Genomic DNA, 15,307 nt, shown 5'->3' with positions numbered 1-15,307 from the left:
CCGCGGTGCTCGGGGCGGAGAGTCAGACCGCAGTGCCCACGAGTGCGCCGAGACGGGCGATCAATCAGACGCTTCGCCTCAGGGCGGGCCCGCGGCGATCCGGTCTTGCAGCGCTCGGATCGTCGTCCCGAGGATGCCTCTGGCCAAGAGCCCCCCGGCGGCCAGGGGACCGGCGGAGTCCTCACCGACCGGTGGCAGGAGGAGCAGTGCCGCTCGAACGTCGACGCTCACGTGCGCCACCTGCCAGTCGATCTCCGCGGCGACGCCATCGGGGCGGTCGATGCTCACCGCCTTCACCGCGTACGCGGCCGCCCCCAGCGCGTGAGCGCCCATGTGGGCAACGCCCGAGGCCTGTGCCGCTGCACGCGCGGCGGCGACAGCTCCGGGTGCCGACACCGACGCCGCCGCACGACCCGCAACGAAGCGGCGGCGGATCTCGCCCGCAGAGTCGAGGTCTCCTCGCGCGTACGCTCGCGCCCTCGCGATCGCATCGCGAGGGCGATCATCCCCCGGCGCTTCGCTCTCGAAGGAGGAGAGAACCCGCTCTGCGCAATCCGCGGCCCACGCCGCGACCAGCCGCCGATCGGTCTCGCTGAGCGATTGTGGTGAGAGCACGCTCCCATGTTCGCACCGGATGCGGCAGATGAGCGGGTGGAGCGAAGGACGGCGAGATCCTCTGACACGCCGAACGTCGCTCTCCAGAACGCTTCCACGCACGAGATCCGAAGGGACGGCTTACCGCAGTCCTTCTTCGCAGTTGCTGCCGTCGCGCGCTTCCCATCTGAGCACTGGCAAGGGAGGGAACACGATGAATGTGTCCATGGCGGCCGACCACGTCGCCACTGGATCCGCGCGAGGGTCATCGGCGGCGAGTTCACGCTGTGCGGAATCAGTGGGATGGGCCCTGGTCCATTCGTACATGAGTTGGCCGGTCTCTGACCAGTCCTTCTCGTTCATCTGACGGGCGACGGATGCGGGCATGGGGATGTCGTCAGGCGTGCTGTAGTCGTACGTGCAGGAGTAGGTGCGGCCGTCGTCCGCGACGTATCGCAGGGCGATCGACACGTTGGTGGAGTACCCGGGCGGCGGCCCGAGAGTCAGCCTGAGCCAGCCCAAGAGGAGGACCAAGAGCACCGCAGCACCAACCGATACGCCGATGATCCGGCGACGGCGCCGAATCGGTGTGGTCCGGGTCTGTTCGGTGGGCTCAGGCACGATGACCTCCATCAGTTCGTCGGAGCATCTCGCGGAAGCCGCGGTCCAAGCCCCGATATCCACCGTAACCAACCGACACTTGTCGCGGCCTGTCTCCTGCGTCGACCTCGGTCATCGTCTGGACACGGCATGTGGCTGGCTCAATCCAGAGAGAACCAAGGAACTGCGCTCAGCGGCTCGTGGTTGTCGTCCGCAACCGGCCTGATGGTGAGGACGTATCCCGGGCTGTCAGCAAACTGCCTGAGGATGACTTGTTGCGGGCCTTCTTGCACGGGAAGCCGGATCGCACCCGAGGCGATCGGCCCTTCGTCGTCGAACTGAGCGGCCATCGTCAGCTGCGTGTAGTCCGTGAGCCACAGTCCGCCAGCTCCAACATCGACTGTGCTCACCGCTTCACGCAATACCGGAGCGTCACGGCGATCGTCTGCCACCTTCACCGCCTCGTCAGCATCGTCCGGGCCGGGATAGGCGACGAACAGGGAGCCCTCGCGCATCTGCCCGACGAAGTGGGTCAGGAGCTGCTCAAGCTGCCAATCCTCATCAACGAAGCCGCGATACGTATCGGGCGCGACGAGGCAGAAGAATCCGTCGTCATCGACATGCAGAAGCACGGCATCGCTCATGGCAGCACAGTAGCTGAGCGCGGCCTCAGCGTCCCGACGGCGAACAGCGCCGCGGCGGCGACGACGAAGAGCACGACCCAGACGGCGAGATCCATAGGTCGTCGATCTCCTAGTTGAAGTCCCCGCCGGGGGCCATGTCGGCGAATCGCGAGTAGTGGCCCTGGAAGGCGACGGTGATCGTCGCGGTCGGGCCGTTGCGGTGCTTCGCGACGATGAGGTCGGCCTCGCCGGGGCGCACGTCCTTGTCATAGACGGAGTCGCGGTGCAGCAGGATCACCATGTCGGCATCCTGCTCGATCGATCCCGACTCGCGCAGGTCGCTGATGGCGGGCTTCTTGTCCTGCCGCTGCTCGGGACCACGGTTCAGTTGCGACAGGGCGATGACGGGAACCTGGAGCTCCTTGGCGATGAGCTTGAGGCTTCGGGAGAACTCCGAGACCTCCTGCTGGCGCGACTCGACGCGCTTGCCCGAGGTCATCAGCTGCAGGTAGTCGATGATGACCATGCGCAGACCCTCGCGCTGCTTGAGCCGACGGCACTTGGCCCGGATCTCGACCAGGGTCATGTTGGGGCTGTCGTCGATGTAGAGCGGCGCGTCGTTGATGCGGCCACGGGTTGCGGCGACCGTCGTCCAGTCGCGCGGGTCGAGGTTTCCCTTGCGCATGTTCTGCAGCGGGATGGCCCCCTCGGCGCTGAGCAGTCGCATGGCGATCTCGCTCTTGCCCATCTCGAGGGAGAAGAAGACGGAGGGCAGGTTGTGGCCGATGGATGCCGAGCGCGCGAAGTCGAGCGCGAGCGTCGACTTACCCATCGCGGGTCGGGCCGCGACGACGATCATCTGGCCGCCGTGCAGGCCGTTCGTGAGCTCGTCGAGCTCCCTGAACCCGGTCGGCACACCGGTCATCGATCCGTCTCGACCGCTCGCGGCCTCGATCTCCTCGAGCGCCGCGTCGACCGCGATCTGCAGCGGCACATAGTCTTCGGCCGTCTCCGAACCCGTGATCGAGTAGATCTCGGCCTGGGCGTTGTTGACGATGTCGGTCGCATCGCCCTCTCCGGCGTAGCCGAGCTGCACGATGCGCGTGCCCGCGTCGACGAGGCGGCGGAGGATCGCACGCTCCGAGACGATGCCGGCGTAGTAGCCGGCGTTGGCCGCGGTCGGCACGATCGAGGTGAGCGTGTGCAGGTAGTCGGCGCCGCCGGCGCGGCCGAGCTCACCGGTCTTGATGAGCTCGTCGGTGACGGCGACGACGTCGGTCGGCTCGCCGTGCGAGTAGAGCGAGAGGATCGCCTCGAAGATCAGCTCGTGCTTCGGCACGTAGAAGTCGGCGCCCTTGAGCGTCTCGATCACATCGGCGACGGCGTCTTTCGAGAGCAGCATGCCGCCCAGCGCGCTCTGCTCGGCGAGGAGGTCGTGCGGGGGCGTGCGCTCGTGTGGACGCCCCCCGCCGAGGCGCTCCTCCGAGATGTCGGCGATCGACACAGTGCTCCCTTCGATGCGACGAAACGTGCGTGCGGCTGCTCCGTCTCGACAGGCGGTGCCACGTGTGATCCGGCTCCGTGGGGCCAGGTGCACAGCAAACCAGGACCCTCTGACATCGGGTCGCTCGTCCACGCTATTCACGCCCGAAACAGGGTGCAACACAGCCTGTGGATAACTATGTGGAAAGGATGCGGAGAAACTCGGAGTGTCTGTGCAGAACGCATGTGGATAACCCGGTGGAGTACCGAGATTCCCTCTCCAGTTTTAGCCCTTGATCTGGGGTTTCCAGTTTCCCCACCCTGTGGATGAGAATCGGGTTCAAGCGGGCATTGAAGGTTGAGGTCACAGAGCTTCACATGTGCAGAACCTGGGGAAAGTCAAGCCAGACCGCGGTTCGGGCGCGTCGCGGGATGCCGGGCCCCGGCAGTGCACCGGAATGCCGGTGGACACGTGGGCGGAGCGGGTGTATCGTCAGCGCATCGACGCAACCGCGTCGACGGTGCGTTTGCCTTCAGAGGGGGAGGTGGAACGTGGACGCTCGGGCCACCCGACGCGGCATACCAGCCGGCGTCATCTGGGCTGGATTCGGTGTGCTCGCGTGGGCCGCCCTCACGATCCTCACCGGTGGCAGCGCAGCCCACGCCGACGAGCAGGACGGGGGTCCGCTCGACGGACTCACCGGACTCGTCAGCAACACGGTGAGCACCGTGACCGCCCCGGTCGCTCCCGTCGTCACGCAGGTCGTTGCCCCCGTCGTCACCGCCGTCGTCGCCCCCGTGCAGCAGGCGGTCCCCGCGGTGGTCAGCACCGTGACGCAGACCGTCGCTCAGGCCCCGGTCGTCGGCCCCGCCGCCGCACCGGTCGTCACGACGGTCACCGATACCGCACAGGCGGTCGTCGCCCCCGTCACCGGCGTTCTCACGGGCGCTCCGGTCTCCACGATCACGAAGCCGATCGTGGATGCCGTGACCGGCCTTCCGATCGTCGGCGACCTGGTCGACGACCTCGGCGTGCCTCGTGTCGTGGAGGACGTCGCAGGCGTCGTCGACGACACGACCGGACTCGTCGGCGGGATCGTCGAGGGGACGATCCCGCCGGTCCTCGAGGCTCTCGAGCCGCAGATCCCCGTGGTTCCCGGCGAACCCGGTACCCCGGGAACCCCCGGCGGCACGGACTCCGGCTCGTCCGCCCAGCCCGGTGAGTCCGCGGCATCCGTCGACGCCGCCGTCGCCACGGCGAACGGCATCTCCCCCGCGTCCGCACCGGACCGCGGAGGCCTCCGCGGCATCCCTGGCGTCCCCTCATCGGCCGGCGCCCCCGCAGGCCCGCAGAACGGCGTCCCGTCGCCATCGAACGACCCGGCATCCGCGCCGCCCGGCGCGCCGGTCTCCCCGTCTTCCTCCGCCGGCACCGGCGGAGGCTCAGCGGCTGCCACCGCTCGCATCAGCGACGACGGCATCCCCCTGCTCCGTGCTGTGGAGCAGGATTCCGGCGCACCCGACGACGCTCTGCCGGCGTCTCCGGTCGCCGACACCGACGTCTCCCCTGGCTGACGCCGTGTCGAGCCGCCCTCCCCTGTGAGGACGGCAGATGACGTGCTGCGCGCGCACCCCAAATCCCGCGCGCATCCCATCTTTCGACACACAGCTCAGTCAGGAGCTCAATCATGCGCACATTCATGAAGCGCGCCCTCTGGGGCACGCTGATCGCCGGCGGGATCACCCTGCTCGGCGCCTCGGTCGCCAACGCGGCCGAGACAGACGGAGACGACGGCATCCTCTCCGGCACCCAGGTGGTCGCGCCGATCTCGGCCCCGATCACGGTCGCGGGCAACGCGATCTCCCTCCTCGGTTCCTCCTCCACCCAGGCACCCGCCCCTGCGGCCCCTGCGCCAGCCCCCGCCCCTGCGGCGGAGACGAGCGGCGCATCCGGCGCAGCCTCAGGCAGCCAGGCAGTGGTCACCGTGAACCTCCCTGTCACCGTGCAGAACAACGCCGTCAGCGTTCTCGGCACGTCCTCGACCAGCACCCCGGCCGCAGTTCCCCAGACTGGGGCTCCCCAGGCCCCGCCGACGGCCGGGGTGCCGTCCGTCCAGACCAGTGGCGACGACGGCGTGCTCTCGGGCACGCAGGCGCTGCTCCAGGTCAACGCCCCGATCACCGTGTCGGGCAACGCCATCTCGGTGCTCGGCACCAGCGGCGTCACGGGTCCCTCCGCCGCAGCACCGGCGCCGGCCCCCGCAGCACCGGCCACGGCATCCACCGACGGCTCCGACGGGCTCGGCAGCGGCACACAGGCAGTGGCACCCGTCACCGCTCCCGTGTCGGTGCTCGGCAACGCGGTGTCCGTGCTCGGCACGAGCTCGGTCACGGGCGCACCGGCATCCGCGCCGGCGGCATCCGCACCGGCCGTCGCTGCCGGCACCTCCGGCAGCGAGTCGATCCTGGGCGGCACCCAGGTCGTCGCCCCCGTGACCGCACCGGTGTCGGTGCTCGGCAACGCCATCTCGGCCCTCGGCACCAGCCGAGTCACCGGGACACCCGGCGCCCCCGCACCCGCCACCTCCACCGCGGGCAACGGCCCCACCACCGGCGGCAGCGAGTCGATCGCCGGCGGCACCCAGGTCGTCGCCCCCGTGACCGCACCGGTGTCGGTGCTCGGCAACGCCATCTCGGCCCTCGGCACCAGCCGAGTCACCGGGACACCCGGCGCCCCCGCACCCGCCACCTCACCGGCCCTCGGCGGGGTTCTGACCACCGGAGCGGGCTCGATCCTCGGCGGGACACAGCTCGCGCTGCCGATCAGCCTCCCGATCACGATCGGCGGCAACGCCATCGCCGTGATCGGCGAGAGCACGGTGACCACCCCGGGCACGAACCCTGGAACGAACCCGGGCACCAACCCGGGAACGAACCCCGGCACCAACCCCGGAACGAACCCCGGCACCAACCCCGGAACCACCCCGGCCACGAGTCCCGCGACGAGCGGGCACGGAGCCGCCGCGACCGCGACGGGCGCTGACGCGCTCGCCACCACCGGAGGGTCCCCGGCGCTCGGGCTCGCCGCGGTCGCCGCTCTCCTGCTCCTCCTCGGCGCTGGACTCTCACGCCGTCGTCTCGCGACGGCGTGACCATACCCCCGGCGGAGCGGTCATCCTCGGGGGAGGAGATGCCGCTCGCGTCGGGAGCGTGGGTGCGCCGACGAGAGACTTCGGGATAGGTGCCCCTCACTCGCCCGCAGTCTGCGGCGCCCCACGCGATACAGCGGATGCCCCGTGGCCCTCACCACGGGGCATCCGCCATGCCCTCAGGACGGATGCCGACGGCATCCGTCAGCCGCCGTCTTGCGGCTTCCCTGGTACGCAGAACGCCCCCTGTCCCGGAGGACAGGGGGCGTTCGACAGACGTCGCGCCTTACTTGGCGGCGACGACCTGCAGCGTGATGACAGCGGTCACGTCGTCGTGCAGACGAACCGTGGCCTCGTGCTCACCGGTCGACTTGATGGTCGACGTGATGTGCACCTTGCGCTTGTCGATCGAACCGAGACCGGCAGCCGCGACAGCGTCTGCGACATCGGCGGTCTTGACCGAACCGAAGAGGCGACCCTCGGCGCCCGCCTTGACGGCGAGACGGACCTTGGTGCCCTCGAGGGAGTTCTTCAGGGCCACGGCCTCGTCGCGGTCGTGGATCGCGCGAGCCTGACGAGCAGCCTGGATCGAAGCGACCTGCTTTTCGCCACCGCGGGTCCACGCCGTAGCGAAGCCCTGGGGGATGAGGTAGTTGCGGGCGTACCCGTTCTTGACCTCGACCACGTCACCGGCGCTTCCGAGCCCGGCGACCTCGTTCGTGAGAATCAGCTTTGCCATATCCGTACCCCTTAGCGGCCAGCGCCGGCGTAGGGCAGGAGAGCCATCTCGCGAGCGTTCTTGATCGCGCGAGCGATCAGACGCTGCTCCTGCACGGAGACACCGGTGATACGACGGGCGCGGATCTTTCCACGCTCCGAGATGAACTTGCGAAGCGTGGCGACGTCCTTGTAGTCAATGACGCCGACCCGGATCGACTTCGCGGGAGCGGTGGGCTTGCCACCCTTCCGCGGCTTGCGGCGGTCGCCGCTCGACTTTCCAGCCATAGTTTTTCCTTAGTTATGAGACGGATGCCGAAGCATCCGGAGATCCTTGATCAGAACGGGGTGTCGTCGCCGAAGCTGCCCGGGGTGCTCCACGCATCTGCGCTGGTCGACGAGCCGGGCGTGGACCACGGCTCCTCCGACACCTGCTGCGCGGGGCGGGACTGCCCGCCACCCTGACCGCCACCCTGGCCGCCGCCGTTCGACGCCGCACGGGTGACCTGCGCAGTCGCGTAACGGAGCGAGGGGCCGATCTCGTCGACCTCCAGCTCGATCGCGGTGCGCTGGTTGCCCTCGCGGTCCTGGTAGGAGCGCTGACGCAGACGGCCGGTCGCGATGACCCGCATGCCCTTGGTCAGAGAACCCGCCACGTGCTCGGCGAACTCACGCCACACGGACGCGCGGAGGAACAGCGCTTCGCCGTCCTTCCACTCGTTCGCGGCGCGGTCGAAGTTCCGAGGCGTCGATGCGATGGTGAAGTTCGCCACCGGCAGTCCGTTCTGCGTGTACCGCAGCTCGGGGTCGGCCGTGAGGTTGCCCACCACGGTGATGACTGTTTCGCCGGCCATGAGACTTAGGCCTTCGCAGCCTTGGCCGCCTTGCGAGCAGCCTTCTCCTCGGTGAGCTTCGCCTCGGAAGCGATCATCGCCTGAGCTTCCTCGGCACGCAGCACCTTGGTGCGCATGATCGACTCGTTCAGCTTGAGCTGACGGTCGAGCTCCTGCGTGGCCTCGCTGGTAGCGGTGAAGTTGACGACGGCGTAGATGCCTTCGTTCTTCTTCTGGATCTCGTAAGCGAGACGGCGCTTGCCCCAGATGTCGACCTTTTCAATCGAGCCACCATCGTTGGTGATGACCTTCAGGAACTTGTCGAGCGTCGGGGCGACCGTGCGCTCATCGATCTCGGGGGTCAGAATGACCATGAGTTCGTACTGGTGCGTCACTTACCCACCTCCTTCGGACTAGAACGGCTTCCGGGACTTTCCCGGAAGCAGGAGGGTGTGTAGCACGTCGACCGCCCGTGCATCCGAATGGATGCCTGAGGGCAGACAACCTGCACAGTCTACCTGATGCGGCTCGGAGTCGCGTCCACAGCCCTTCCGGGCCACTTGGCATGCTGGAAGCGTGCCGGTGAACGCCACCGGCCGCGACCAGAGGGGGGACGCCATGCGCGTCAACAAGTGGGGGGTCGGCGTGGTTCTCGCCGCCGCCGTCATGCTCACCGGATGCTCCGCAGGGGCCACGGACAAGCCCGCCGACGCGAAGCCGTCTGCGAGCGCCTCGCAGGAGGCGGAGGCGCCGACGACCGGCTGCCCCGAGCTCACGGAGGGCGCGAAGATCGACGGCGCCGCGCTCGGCGGCTGCATCGCCGACGCCACCTCGTCCATCGCGGGGTACGCCGCCACCTCGACGGTCATGGGCATGGAGACCACCGGCAGGTACAACCCCTCGGAGAAGGCGCTCGAGTCGACCACTCCGATGGGCTCGGTCATCGTGATCGGCTCCGACGCCTGGGTGAAGTCGGCGACCGGCGCCTGGCAGGTCGCGGACTCCACGTCCAGCGACCCGATCATCGCCGGACTCAGCATGGGCGCGACGGCCGCCGCCGCATCGAGCCCCACCGCCATCGCCACGCTCCTCGCGGGCGACTTCACGGTCACGGGCACGGGCGAGCGCCTGGGCCAGAAGGTGTTCCTCGTCTCCGGGACGATCGAGACGCAGGGCGTCGCCTCGTCGATCGTGCTGGAGCTCACGAAGGACTTCGCCCCGCTGGCGACCACCGGCACCGCCGACGTCAGCGGTCAGTCGATCGAGTCGGTCACCGTCGTCACCGAGTGGGACGTGAAGCAGGACATCGTCGCGCCGCTCTGAGCGGATGCCGACAGCGAAGGGCCGGGGCGCACGCTCCGGCCCTTCGTGCGTCTCGGGCCGGGTGTGGCTCGGGCCGGGTGTGGCTCGGGCCGGGTGTGGCTCGGGCCGCGTGCGGCAGCGGTATCGTCCGGGGCCGCGGGCGGCGGCGGTTCACAACTCCTCAAAATCCGGGCCGTTCGAGCCGATCCGGACCCGAGCGAGCAGGAATCGCGCGATTCTTGAGGAGTTGTGAACGCCGCGCCGGGCGCATGCGTCTGGAGCCGAGTGCGGCGGCATCGGCATCGGCATCGGCGCCGGCATCGGCATCGGAATCGGCGTCGGTTCACAACTCCTCAAGAACGGGGTCGTCCGGGCCGATCCGGGCCGGAGCGAACCGGAACCGCGCGATTCTTGAGGAGTTGTGAACGCCGCGCCGGGCGCATCAGGCGCGGGTCGCGAGCAGTTCCGTGATCTCGTCGAGGCGGGGAGCGGATGCCGCGGCCCCCGGTCGCTGCACGCACAGGGCCGCGGCGGCCGAGGCGAACGGCACAGCCGCTGCGAGGGCGTCTCCTGCCGCGAGACGGGAGGCGAGCGCCCCGCAGAACGTGTCGCCCGCGGCGGTCGTGTCGACGGCGGTGACCGGGAACGCGGGGATCCGCGTCTCCTCGCCCGCGGAGAGGACGAGCGCGCCAGCCGCTCCGAGTGTCACGACGACGGTCCCGACGCGTGCGGCGAGGAAGCGCGCAGCATCGGCGACCGCGTCATCCGCGACCCCCTCGACCGCGGCCCCCTCGACCGAGACCCCCGCGGCATCAGTCACCCCTACGGTCGGCGCCCCCGCGGCATCCGCGGCCCCGCCGACCGGCGCGCCCGCGAGGTCGAGGCATTCGTGCTGGTTCACGATCAGCACATCCACGAGCGCCAGCTGATCGTCCGACAGGGGCCTGCTGGGCGCGGCGTTGAGAACGGTCGTCGCCCCGCGCTCCTTCGCCGAGCGGAACGCCGACAGCACGGCGTCGAGCGGCACCTCCAGCTGCGCGAGGACGAGGTCGTCCCGGCCCGCCGACGCGAGAGCGGATGCCGCCTCCGCGGTGATCGCGGCGCCGTCGCCGTTGGCCCCGGCGACGACCACGATCGCGTTCTCGCCGTCGTCGGCGACCATGACGAACGCCGTGCCCGTTGGTCGCTCGGAGACGTCGAGTCCCGCGCGCACCCCCTCGTCGATGAGCACTCCGCGGAGTCGCTCACCGGCCTCGTCGTCGCCCACGGCTCCGACGAACGTGGTCGAGGCTCCAGAGCGGGCGGCGGCGACCGCCTGGTTCAGCCCCTTGCCACCGGGGCCGCTCGCCGCCCCGGTGGCGAGGATCGTCTCCCCCGGGGCGGGGATCCGCGGCATCGACACCGAGGTGTCGAGGTTGGCGCTGCCGAGCACGATCACTCCCACGTCGGCGCCCCCGATCCTCCCGAGCACAGGGTCATCGCGCGATGGCCTCCGCGACGGTGAGTCCCGCCAGGTCGGGGATCCCCAGACCGGTGAGCCGGATGCCGTCGGCATCGAGCCCCGCGGGGATCCACTCCTCGCCGAACAGCACGGCCGCCGTCGCTCCCGCCAGTGCGGGCAGCGATGTGGCGTTGCGCGGCTGTGCGAGCGCGCCGAGCAGGAGGTCGTCGGCGTCGGTCGCGGTCGCGACGTGGGCGAGCACGAAGCCGAAGGTCTCGGGCGCCGCGATCGGGTAGCTGTAGACCCAGTCGCCGACCTCGGTGCTCAGGCGTCGCGCCCGATCGAGGGGACCGTTCGCCTCCCTCGCGACGCGCAGCGACGTCTCGGCCATGCGCCGGCTCCAGGTGTCCGCGGGCAGCTCCTCGACCGCGAGGGCGACGGCATCCGCTGCCGTGGCCCCGTCGAGCAGCGACTCGAACAGGACGGCGGAGGCGCGAGCGCACCAGACGCCGTCGAGCGAGTGCGTGATGGCGGCATCCGCCTCCGCCGCGTCGACCGCACCGTTCCCGCGGTGCACGGCGACCGCGGCGAGCGCGCGCACGGTGGCGATGTCGTCGAAGTAGTGCGCGTTGTCGTGCCCGGACTGCGGGGGAACGGCTCCGTGGCGGAGGTTCTGCAGCGCGAGCTTCGTGCCGATGCGAGCGCGGAACCCCGAGGCGGGGTCCTCCTCGATCTCGGCGAGATGCCGCCACTCGGTGAGGCCGAGACCCCTGGCGTGCTGACGGGCGGAGAACGCGAACCACTCGATGTTCTCACCTGCGCCGGGGTGCAGGGTGGTCGGAGGGGCGGCGTGGGTGAACGGGCGGGGCACGGTGGTGGTGCGGTCCTCGTCGCCCAGCTTCGCCAGGATCCGCACGCGGTTCACGCGCTTGGGGGGAAGGGCGTAGACGCGGAAGTCCGCGTTCATGGAGGACGCCGACTCCCCGGCGACGATGCCCCGGGTGAACAGGTCGATCAGGGGGGTGGTCATGCGCGCGCCTCCTCGACGATGCGGGTCAGGGTGTCGGCGGCATCCAGCGGATGGATCCCCGCCATCGAGCGGATGCACGAACCGGCGACAGGGCGGAGCCCCGCCACCCACTCGTCGGGCAGATCGCCGATCCCGGAGATCGCCCCGCCGATGCAGCCGGCGATGGCCGCGGTCGTGTCGGCGTCGCGGCCCATGTTGACCGCGAAGAGGATGCTGTCGGCTGCGCGCCCCCTGGCGTGCAGGACCGATGCCATCGCCAGGCCGACGGCCTCCGGGGCGAGGTCGGCCCAGAAGTAGTCGACCACGGCGAGGCGGTCGTGGAGGGCGAGGGCCAGCGCGTCGTCGTCGAGACCGGAGTTCACGAGGTCGCGCGCGTCCCTGAGGTTGCGGGCCGTCCAGCTGTCGGCGGGGATCGCGGCGAGGCCGGCCTCGTAGCAGGCGGCCGCGTCGGCCCCCGTGAGCGCGGTGGTCACGGCGACGGCGACGACCACTCCCGCCCAGATGCCCTCGGTGGTGTGGCTCACCGCGCCGTCCGCTTCGGCGAGGCGCTGCGCGAGCACGGCATCCCCGTCGGCGACGATGCCGAGCGGGCTGACCCGCATCGCGAGGCCGTCGCTCCAGCCGTGCATGGTGTCGCCGCTGAGCGGAGGCCGGATGCCGCGGCGCAGGTTGTCGATCGCCGCCATCTCGCTGAACCCACCGCCCTTGAAGTCGTCGGCCTGCGGGAGCACGTCGTCGATCCAGGTCTGCGCGAAGTCGTCGGCTGTCGCCGTGACGCCCACGCGCTGGATGGTCTTGGCCGTGAGGAGGGCGTACTCGGTGTCGTCGCTGCCGGCGGGCTCCGGGTCGAGGTAGCCGGTCACACGTCCGTGGGCGGCCTGGATCTCCGCGGCGGAGAAGCCTTCGACCGGTCGCCCGATCGCATCGCCGATGGCGAGCCCGGCGAGCGAACCGCGCGCGCGGTCCTGCAGGGTGGGCGTGGGAGGGGTCATGACTGTCCTTGTCTCTTGGGGAATGCTCAGCGCGCGGGGATCAGCGCTGCGGTGCGGCGGGCGAGGTCGTCGATCGCGACCCCGTCGAGCCCGGGGAGGCTCGTCGCGATGCGGTTGCGGAGGGGATCGATGAGGCGGCGGGGAAGGCGGGCGGATCCGGAGAGACCGCCGAGGACCGATCCGACGGTGGCCCCCGCCGAGTCGGTGTCCCATCCGGTGACGACCGCGAGCGGCACGCCCCGTGCGATGTCGCCGCCGCTGCGCGCGAGGGCGAAGGCGATCGTGGCGGCGTTGTTGATCGTGTGCACCCAGTGCAGGTGTCCGTAGGCGGCGTGCAGGGCGTCGATCGCGGCGGCGTCGTCGAGCTCCGACCGGCCGAGGTCGGCTCCGTGCGCGATGGCCTCCGCGAGGTCGGAGCCTGCGGGCACGACGGTCGCGGCCAGGTCGAGGACCTCGTCGACCGAGGAGGCGACGAGGGATGCCGACGTGAGCGCCGCCGCCCACATCGCCCCCCACAGACCGTTGCGCGTGTGGCTGAGCCGCGCGTCGGTCCAGGCCATGCGCGCCGCCTCGGCGAGGTCGCCCGGGTTGATCCAGCCGTACACGTCGGTGCGGATGAGCGCGCCGATCCACTCGCGGAACGGGTTGCGCACGCGCGCGGCCTCGTCGGCGCGGTAGCCGTCGAGCAGGTTGCGGTACGCGATCCGCTCGGCGGTGAAGGTGCGTCCGGCGGGGAGGTCGGCCAGCCACGCCTGCGCGGTGTCGTCGGTCGTGAACCCCCGGCCGGCGGTCTCCAGAACCCGGAGGTTGAGGAGCGGGTAGTTGAGGTCGTCGTCCTCCGGCATCCCGTCGATGTTCTCGACCAGGGAGTTGACGGCGGAGCGGCGGTTCCACGGCCAGCGGGCCGCGACCTCGTCCGGCAGGCCCTGTGCGGTGAAGTAGTCGACGAGGGGCCACCGTCCGGTGGAGCGCAGGATCTCCTCGATGCCCTGGCGCGGGATCTTCTCGACCGGCTTGCCCCACAGGCACCCCGCCGATCTGCCCGCCCACGCCCCGTGGATCCTGTCGAGCAGCACGGCGGCGTCGGGCGCCGGGATGGGCGCGGGGATGCCGTCGAGCTGCGCACGCAGCTCCGGCCAGGCGCTCGGCTCCGGTGCCATGAGGGCGTCGAGCTCCACGAGCAGCTCGCGGGCGAGCGCCCGCAGCTCGTCGGATGCCGCGTCGGGGGTCGCCCCTCCCCTGACCGGGTCGAGCGCGCCGCCCGCCGCACGCCAGCGCTCGGCGATCGCGTCGACCGCCGAGCCCTCGGCGCGCGCCTGCACCAGCTCGTGCGGCACGAGGTCTTCGGGCTGTGCCCAGGTCAGGCGCATCATGCCGCCCGCAGTGCCGCGACGCGGCGGACGTCGGCCTCGGCGCGGGCGACGTCCCTCTCCATGATCTCCACGGCGACGTCCGACAGCAGGGTCGCGTACTCGTCGAAGTCGACCCGGCTGGCCGTCGCGATCGTGTCGAGCATGTCGGCCGGGATGACGGCGTTCCCTCCGATGCCGGCTGCGACGCTCCCTGCCATCGAGGCGATCGAGTCGGAGTCGCGACCGTAGTTGACCGCCCCGAGCACCGTGGGGAGGAAGTCCCCGTCGTAGGCGACGAGGAAGCCCAGGGCGACGGGAAGCTCCTCGATCGACTTCGTGCGGGAGGGCACTCTGGCGTCCATGAGCGGTTCGCGGTACGCGTCGCCCACCGTGTCGAAGGGGCGGATCGCGTCGCGGAGCGCGGCGCCGATCTCGTCGTCCGTGGCGTCGGCGGAGAGGGAGCGCGCAGCATCCACCACGGCGCGGATCGCCGCCGCCGTGCCGTCGTGCGCCACGTCGAGTGCGGCGCCGATCACCGAGTCGACGGTCGCTCCCACCGCGACGGATGCCGCGACCGCCGCCGCGAAGACCCCCGCCGCCTCGCGGCCGTAACTGGACTGGTGGGCGCCGGCGATGTCGATCGCCTCGGCGTACGCGGCCCGCGGGTTGCCGGCGTTGACGACGCCGACCGGGGCCATGTACATCGCGGCCCCGCAGTTGACGACGTTGCCGACGCCGGCCTCGCGCGGATCCACGTGGCCGTACTGCAGCCGGGTGACGAGCCACTTCTCGGCGAGGAAGATGCGCTGCAGCAGGATCGACTCCCGCTCCAGCTCGGGGATCCAGCGGATCTCGGTCTGCAGCAGCGGCACCAGCAGCTCCGCCACGGCGAACGCGTCGATGTGGTCGCGACGCTCCGCGTACACGCGGATCAGCGCCTGCGTCATGAGGGTGTCGTCCGTGATGTGCCCGTCGCCCTTGTGGTACGGGCTCACCGGCCGGGCGGTCTGCCAGTCCAGGTGGTACGGCGGGACGATCCCGTCGATCCGCCCTCCGTAGCGCTCCTTGATCTTCTCGGGGCTGAAGCCCTCGGCTGCTCCTCCCAGCGCGTCTCCGATCGCCGACCCTGCGAGAACCGCCGCCGTGCGTTCCTGAATCCAGCTCATGCCATTCCTCTCATAGGAGCGGGGCG

Annotated in this window: 16 protein-coding genes; 3 read left to right on the top strand and 13 right to left on the bottom strand. The window is 70.5% G+C overall.

What is annotated here, in order from left to right:
- Positions 1–78: 78 nt before the first annotated feature.
- The 4 genes from MRBLWH10_RS17150 to dnaB form a co-directional block, all read right to left on the bottom strand.
- Positions 79–615 carry a putative immunity protein gene (locus MRBLWH10_RS17150; RefSeq protein WP_341940846.1) on the bottom strand — a complete coding sequence of 179 codons (537 nt, stop codon included), beginning with the start codon at positions 613–615 and terminating at the stop codon, positions 79–81.
- Between the two features lie 120 nt (positions 616–735).
- Positions 736–1,215 carry a hypothetical protein gene (locus MRBLWH10_RS17145; RefSeq protein ID WP_341940845.1) on the bottom strand — a complete coding sequence of 160 codons (480 nt, stop codon included), beginning with the start codon at positions 1,213–1,215 and terminating at the stop codon, positions 736–738.
- 140 nt (positions 1,216–1,355) lie between these two features.
- Positions 1,356–1,838, bottom strand: coding sequence for a hypothetical protein (locus MRBLWH10_RS17140; RefSeq protein WP_341940844.1), 483 nt, complete (start codon positions 1,836–1,838; stop codon positions 1,356–1,358).
- 109 nt (positions 1,839–1,947) lie between these two features.
- Positions 1,948–3,321 (bottom strand): replicative DNA helicase, encoded by a 1,374-nt coding sequence (dnaB, locus tag MRBLWH10_RS17135; protein ID WP_105676779.1) that lies wholly within the window; start codon positions 3,319–3,321, stop codon positions 1,948–1,950.
- 530 nt (positions 3,322–3,851) lie between these two features.
- Here dnaB and MRBLWH10_RS17130 point away from each other — a divergent pair.
- Together MRBLWH10_RS17130 and MRBLWH10_RS17125 are read left to right on the top strand one after the other, a co-directional pair.
- A complete protein-coding gene (locus MRBLWH10_RS17130) occupies positions 3,852–4,874 on the top strand; it encodes a hypothetical protein (protein WP_341940843.1) in 1,023 nt (340 codons plus the stop codon).
- A 113-nt stretch (positions 4,875–4,987) separates the two neighbouring features.
- Complete coding sequence (locus tag MRBLWH10_RS17125) at positions 4,988–6,451, top strand: chaplin family protein (protein WP_341940842.1); 1,464 nt, start codon at positions 4,988–4,990, stop codon at positions 6,449–6,451.
- A gap of 283 nt (positions 6,452–6,734) precedes the next feature.
- Here MRBLWH10_RS17125 and rplI read toward each other — a convergent pair whose 3' ends face one another.
- Genes rplI through rpsF form a run of 4 tightly spaced genes read right to left on the bottom strand, consistent with a single transcriptional unit; the run spans position 6,735 to position 8,393 of the window.
- Positions 6,735–7,187 carry a 50S ribosomal protein L9 gene (rplI, locus tag MRBLWH10_RS17120; RefSeq protein WP_105676775.1) on the bottom strand — a complete coding sequence of 151 codons (453 nt, stop codon included), beginning with the start codon at positions 7,185–7,187 and terminating at the stop codon, positions 6,735–6,737.
- An 11-nt stretch (positions 7,188–7,198) separates the two neighbouring features.
- Positions 7,199–7,453 (bottom strand): 30S ribosomal protein S18, encoded by a 255-nt coding sequence (gene rpsR, locus MRBLWH10_RS17115; RefSeq protein ID WP_045257356.1) that lies wholly within the window; start codon positions 7,451–7,453, stop codon positions 7,199–7,201.
- 50 nt (positions 7,454–7,503) lie between these two features.
- Complete coding sequence (locus tag MRBLWH10_RS17110; RefSeq protein WP_105676774.1) at positions 7,504–8,019, bottom strand: single-stranded DNA-binding protein; 516 nt, start codon at positions 8,017–8,019, stop codon at positions 7,504–7,506.
- Between the two features lie 5 nt (positions 8,020–8,024).
- Positions 8,025–8,393 carry a 30S ribosomal protein S6 gene (rpsF, locus tag MRBLWH10_RS17105; RefSeq protein WP_105676772.1) on the bottom strand — a complete coding sequence of 123 codons (369 nt, stop codon included), beginning with the start codon at positions 8,391–8,393 and terminating at the stop codon, positions 8,025–8,027.
- Between the two features lie 223 nt (positions 8,394–8,616).
- Between rpsF and MRBLWH10_RS17100 the strand changes: the two genes are divergently transcribed.
- Positions 8,617–9,321 (top strand): hypothetical protein, encoded by a 705-nt coding sequence (locus tag MRBLWH10_RS17100; RefSeq protein ID WP_105676798.1) that lies wholly within the window; start codon positions 8,617–8,619, stop codon positions 9,319–9,321.
- Positions 9,322–9,742: 421 nt separating this feature from the next.
- Here the strand turns inward: MRBLWH10_RS17100 and MRBLWH10_RS17095 are convergent, their stop codons facing one another.
- From MRBLWH10_RS17095 to MRBLWH10_RS17075, 5 genes are read right to left on the bottom strand one after another with little or no spacing between them, the layout of a single operon-like run.
- The gene (locus MRBLWH10_RS17095) at positions 9,743–10,744 is read right to left on the bottom strand and encodes a ribokinase (protein ID WP_341940841.1); all 1,002 of its coding nucleotides are present in this window, start codon (positions 10,742–10,744) and stop codon (positions 9,743–9,745) included.
- Positions 10,745–10,775: 31 nt separating this feature from the next.
- The gene (locus MRBLWH10_RS17090; protein WP_341940840.1) at positions 10,776–11,771 is read right to left on the bottom strand and encodes an ADP-ribosylglycohydrolase family protein; all 996 of its coding nucleotides are present in this window, start codon (positions 11,769–11,771) and stop codon (positions 10,776–10,778) included.
- Positions 11,768–12,763, bottom strand: a complete 996-nt coding sequence (locus MRBLWH10_RS17085; protein WP_341940839.1) for an ADP-ribosylglycohydrolase family protein — start codon at positions 12,761–12,763, stop codon at positions 11,768–11,770. The genes MRBLWH10_RS17090 and MRBLWH10_RS17085 overlap by 4 nt, the downstream gene beginning before the upstream one ends.
- 26 nt (positions 12,764–12,789) lie before the next feature.
- The gene (locus tag MRBLWH10_RS17080; protein ID WP_341940838.1) at positions 12,790–14,136 is read right to left on the bottom strand and encodes an ADP-ribosylglycohydrolase family protein; all 1,347 of its coding nucleotides are present in this window, start codon (positions 14,134–14,136) and stop codon (positions 12,790–12,792) included.
- A complete protein-coding gene (locus MRBLWH10_RS17075) occupies positions 14,133–15,281 on the bottom strand; it encodes an ADP-ribosylglycohydrolase family protein (RefSeq protein ID WP_341940837.1) in 1,149 nt (382 codons plus the stop codon). The genes MRBLWH10_RS17080 and MRBLWH10_RS17075 overlap by 4 nt, the downstream gene beginning before the upstream one ends.
- Between the last annotated feature and the right edge of the window lie 26 nt (positions 15,282–15,307).

Source organism: Microbacterium sp. LWH10-1.2 (assembly GCF_038397765.1).
GTDB classification, from domain to species: domain Bacteria; phylum Actinomycetota; class Actinomycetes; order Actinomycetales; family Microbacteriaceae; genus Microbacterium; species Microbacterium natoriense.
This window is presented reverse-complemented; position numbering and strand designations above follow the sequence as displayed.

Excerpts from the sequence above, each read along its gene's own strand:
- MRBLWH10_RS17140 (WP_341940844.1), bottom strand. The coding sequence starts at position 1,838 with ATGAGCGATGCCGTGCTTCTGCATGTCGATGACGACGGATTCTTCTGC.
- MRBLWH10_RS17125 (WP_341940842.1), top strand. The coding sequence starts at position 4,988 with ATGCGCACATTCATGAAGCGCGCCCTCTGGGGCACGCTGATCGCCGGC.
- rplI (WP_105676775.1), bottom strand. The coding sequence starts at position 7,187 with ATGGCAAAGCTGATTCTCACGAACGAGGTCGCCGGGCTCGGAAGCGCC.
- rpsR (WP_045257356.1), bottom strand. The coding sequence starts at position 7,453 with ATGGCTGGAAAGTCGAGCGGCGACCGCCGCAAGCCGCGGAAGGGTGGC.
- MRBLWH10_RS17110 (WP_105676774.1), bottom strand. The coding sequence starts at position 8,019 with ATGGCCGGCGAAACAGTCATCACCGTGGTGGGCAACCTCACGGCCGAC.
- MRBLWH10_RS17100 (WP_105676798.1), top strand. The coding sequence starts at position 8,617 with ATGCGCGTCAACAAGTGGGGGGTCGGCGTGGTTCTCGCCGCCGCCGTC.
- MRBLWH10_RS17090 (WP_341940840.1), bottom strand. The coding sequence starts at position 11,771 with ATGACCACCCCCCTGATCGACCTGTTCACCCGGGGCATCGTCGCCGGG.
- MRBLWH10_RS17085 (WP_341940839.1), bottom strand. The coding sequence starts at position 12,763 with ATGACCCCTCCCACGCCCACCCTGCAGGACCGCGCGCGCGGTTCGCTC.
- MRBLWH10_RS17080 (WP_341940838.1), bottom strand. The coding sequence starts at position 14,136 with ATGATGCGCCTGACCTGGGCACAGCCCGAAGACCTCGTGCCGCACGAG.
- MRBLWH10_RS17075 (WP_341940837.1), bottom strand. The coding sequence starts at position 15,281 with ATGAGCTGGATTCAGGAACGCACGGCGGCGGTTCTCGCAGGGTCGGCG.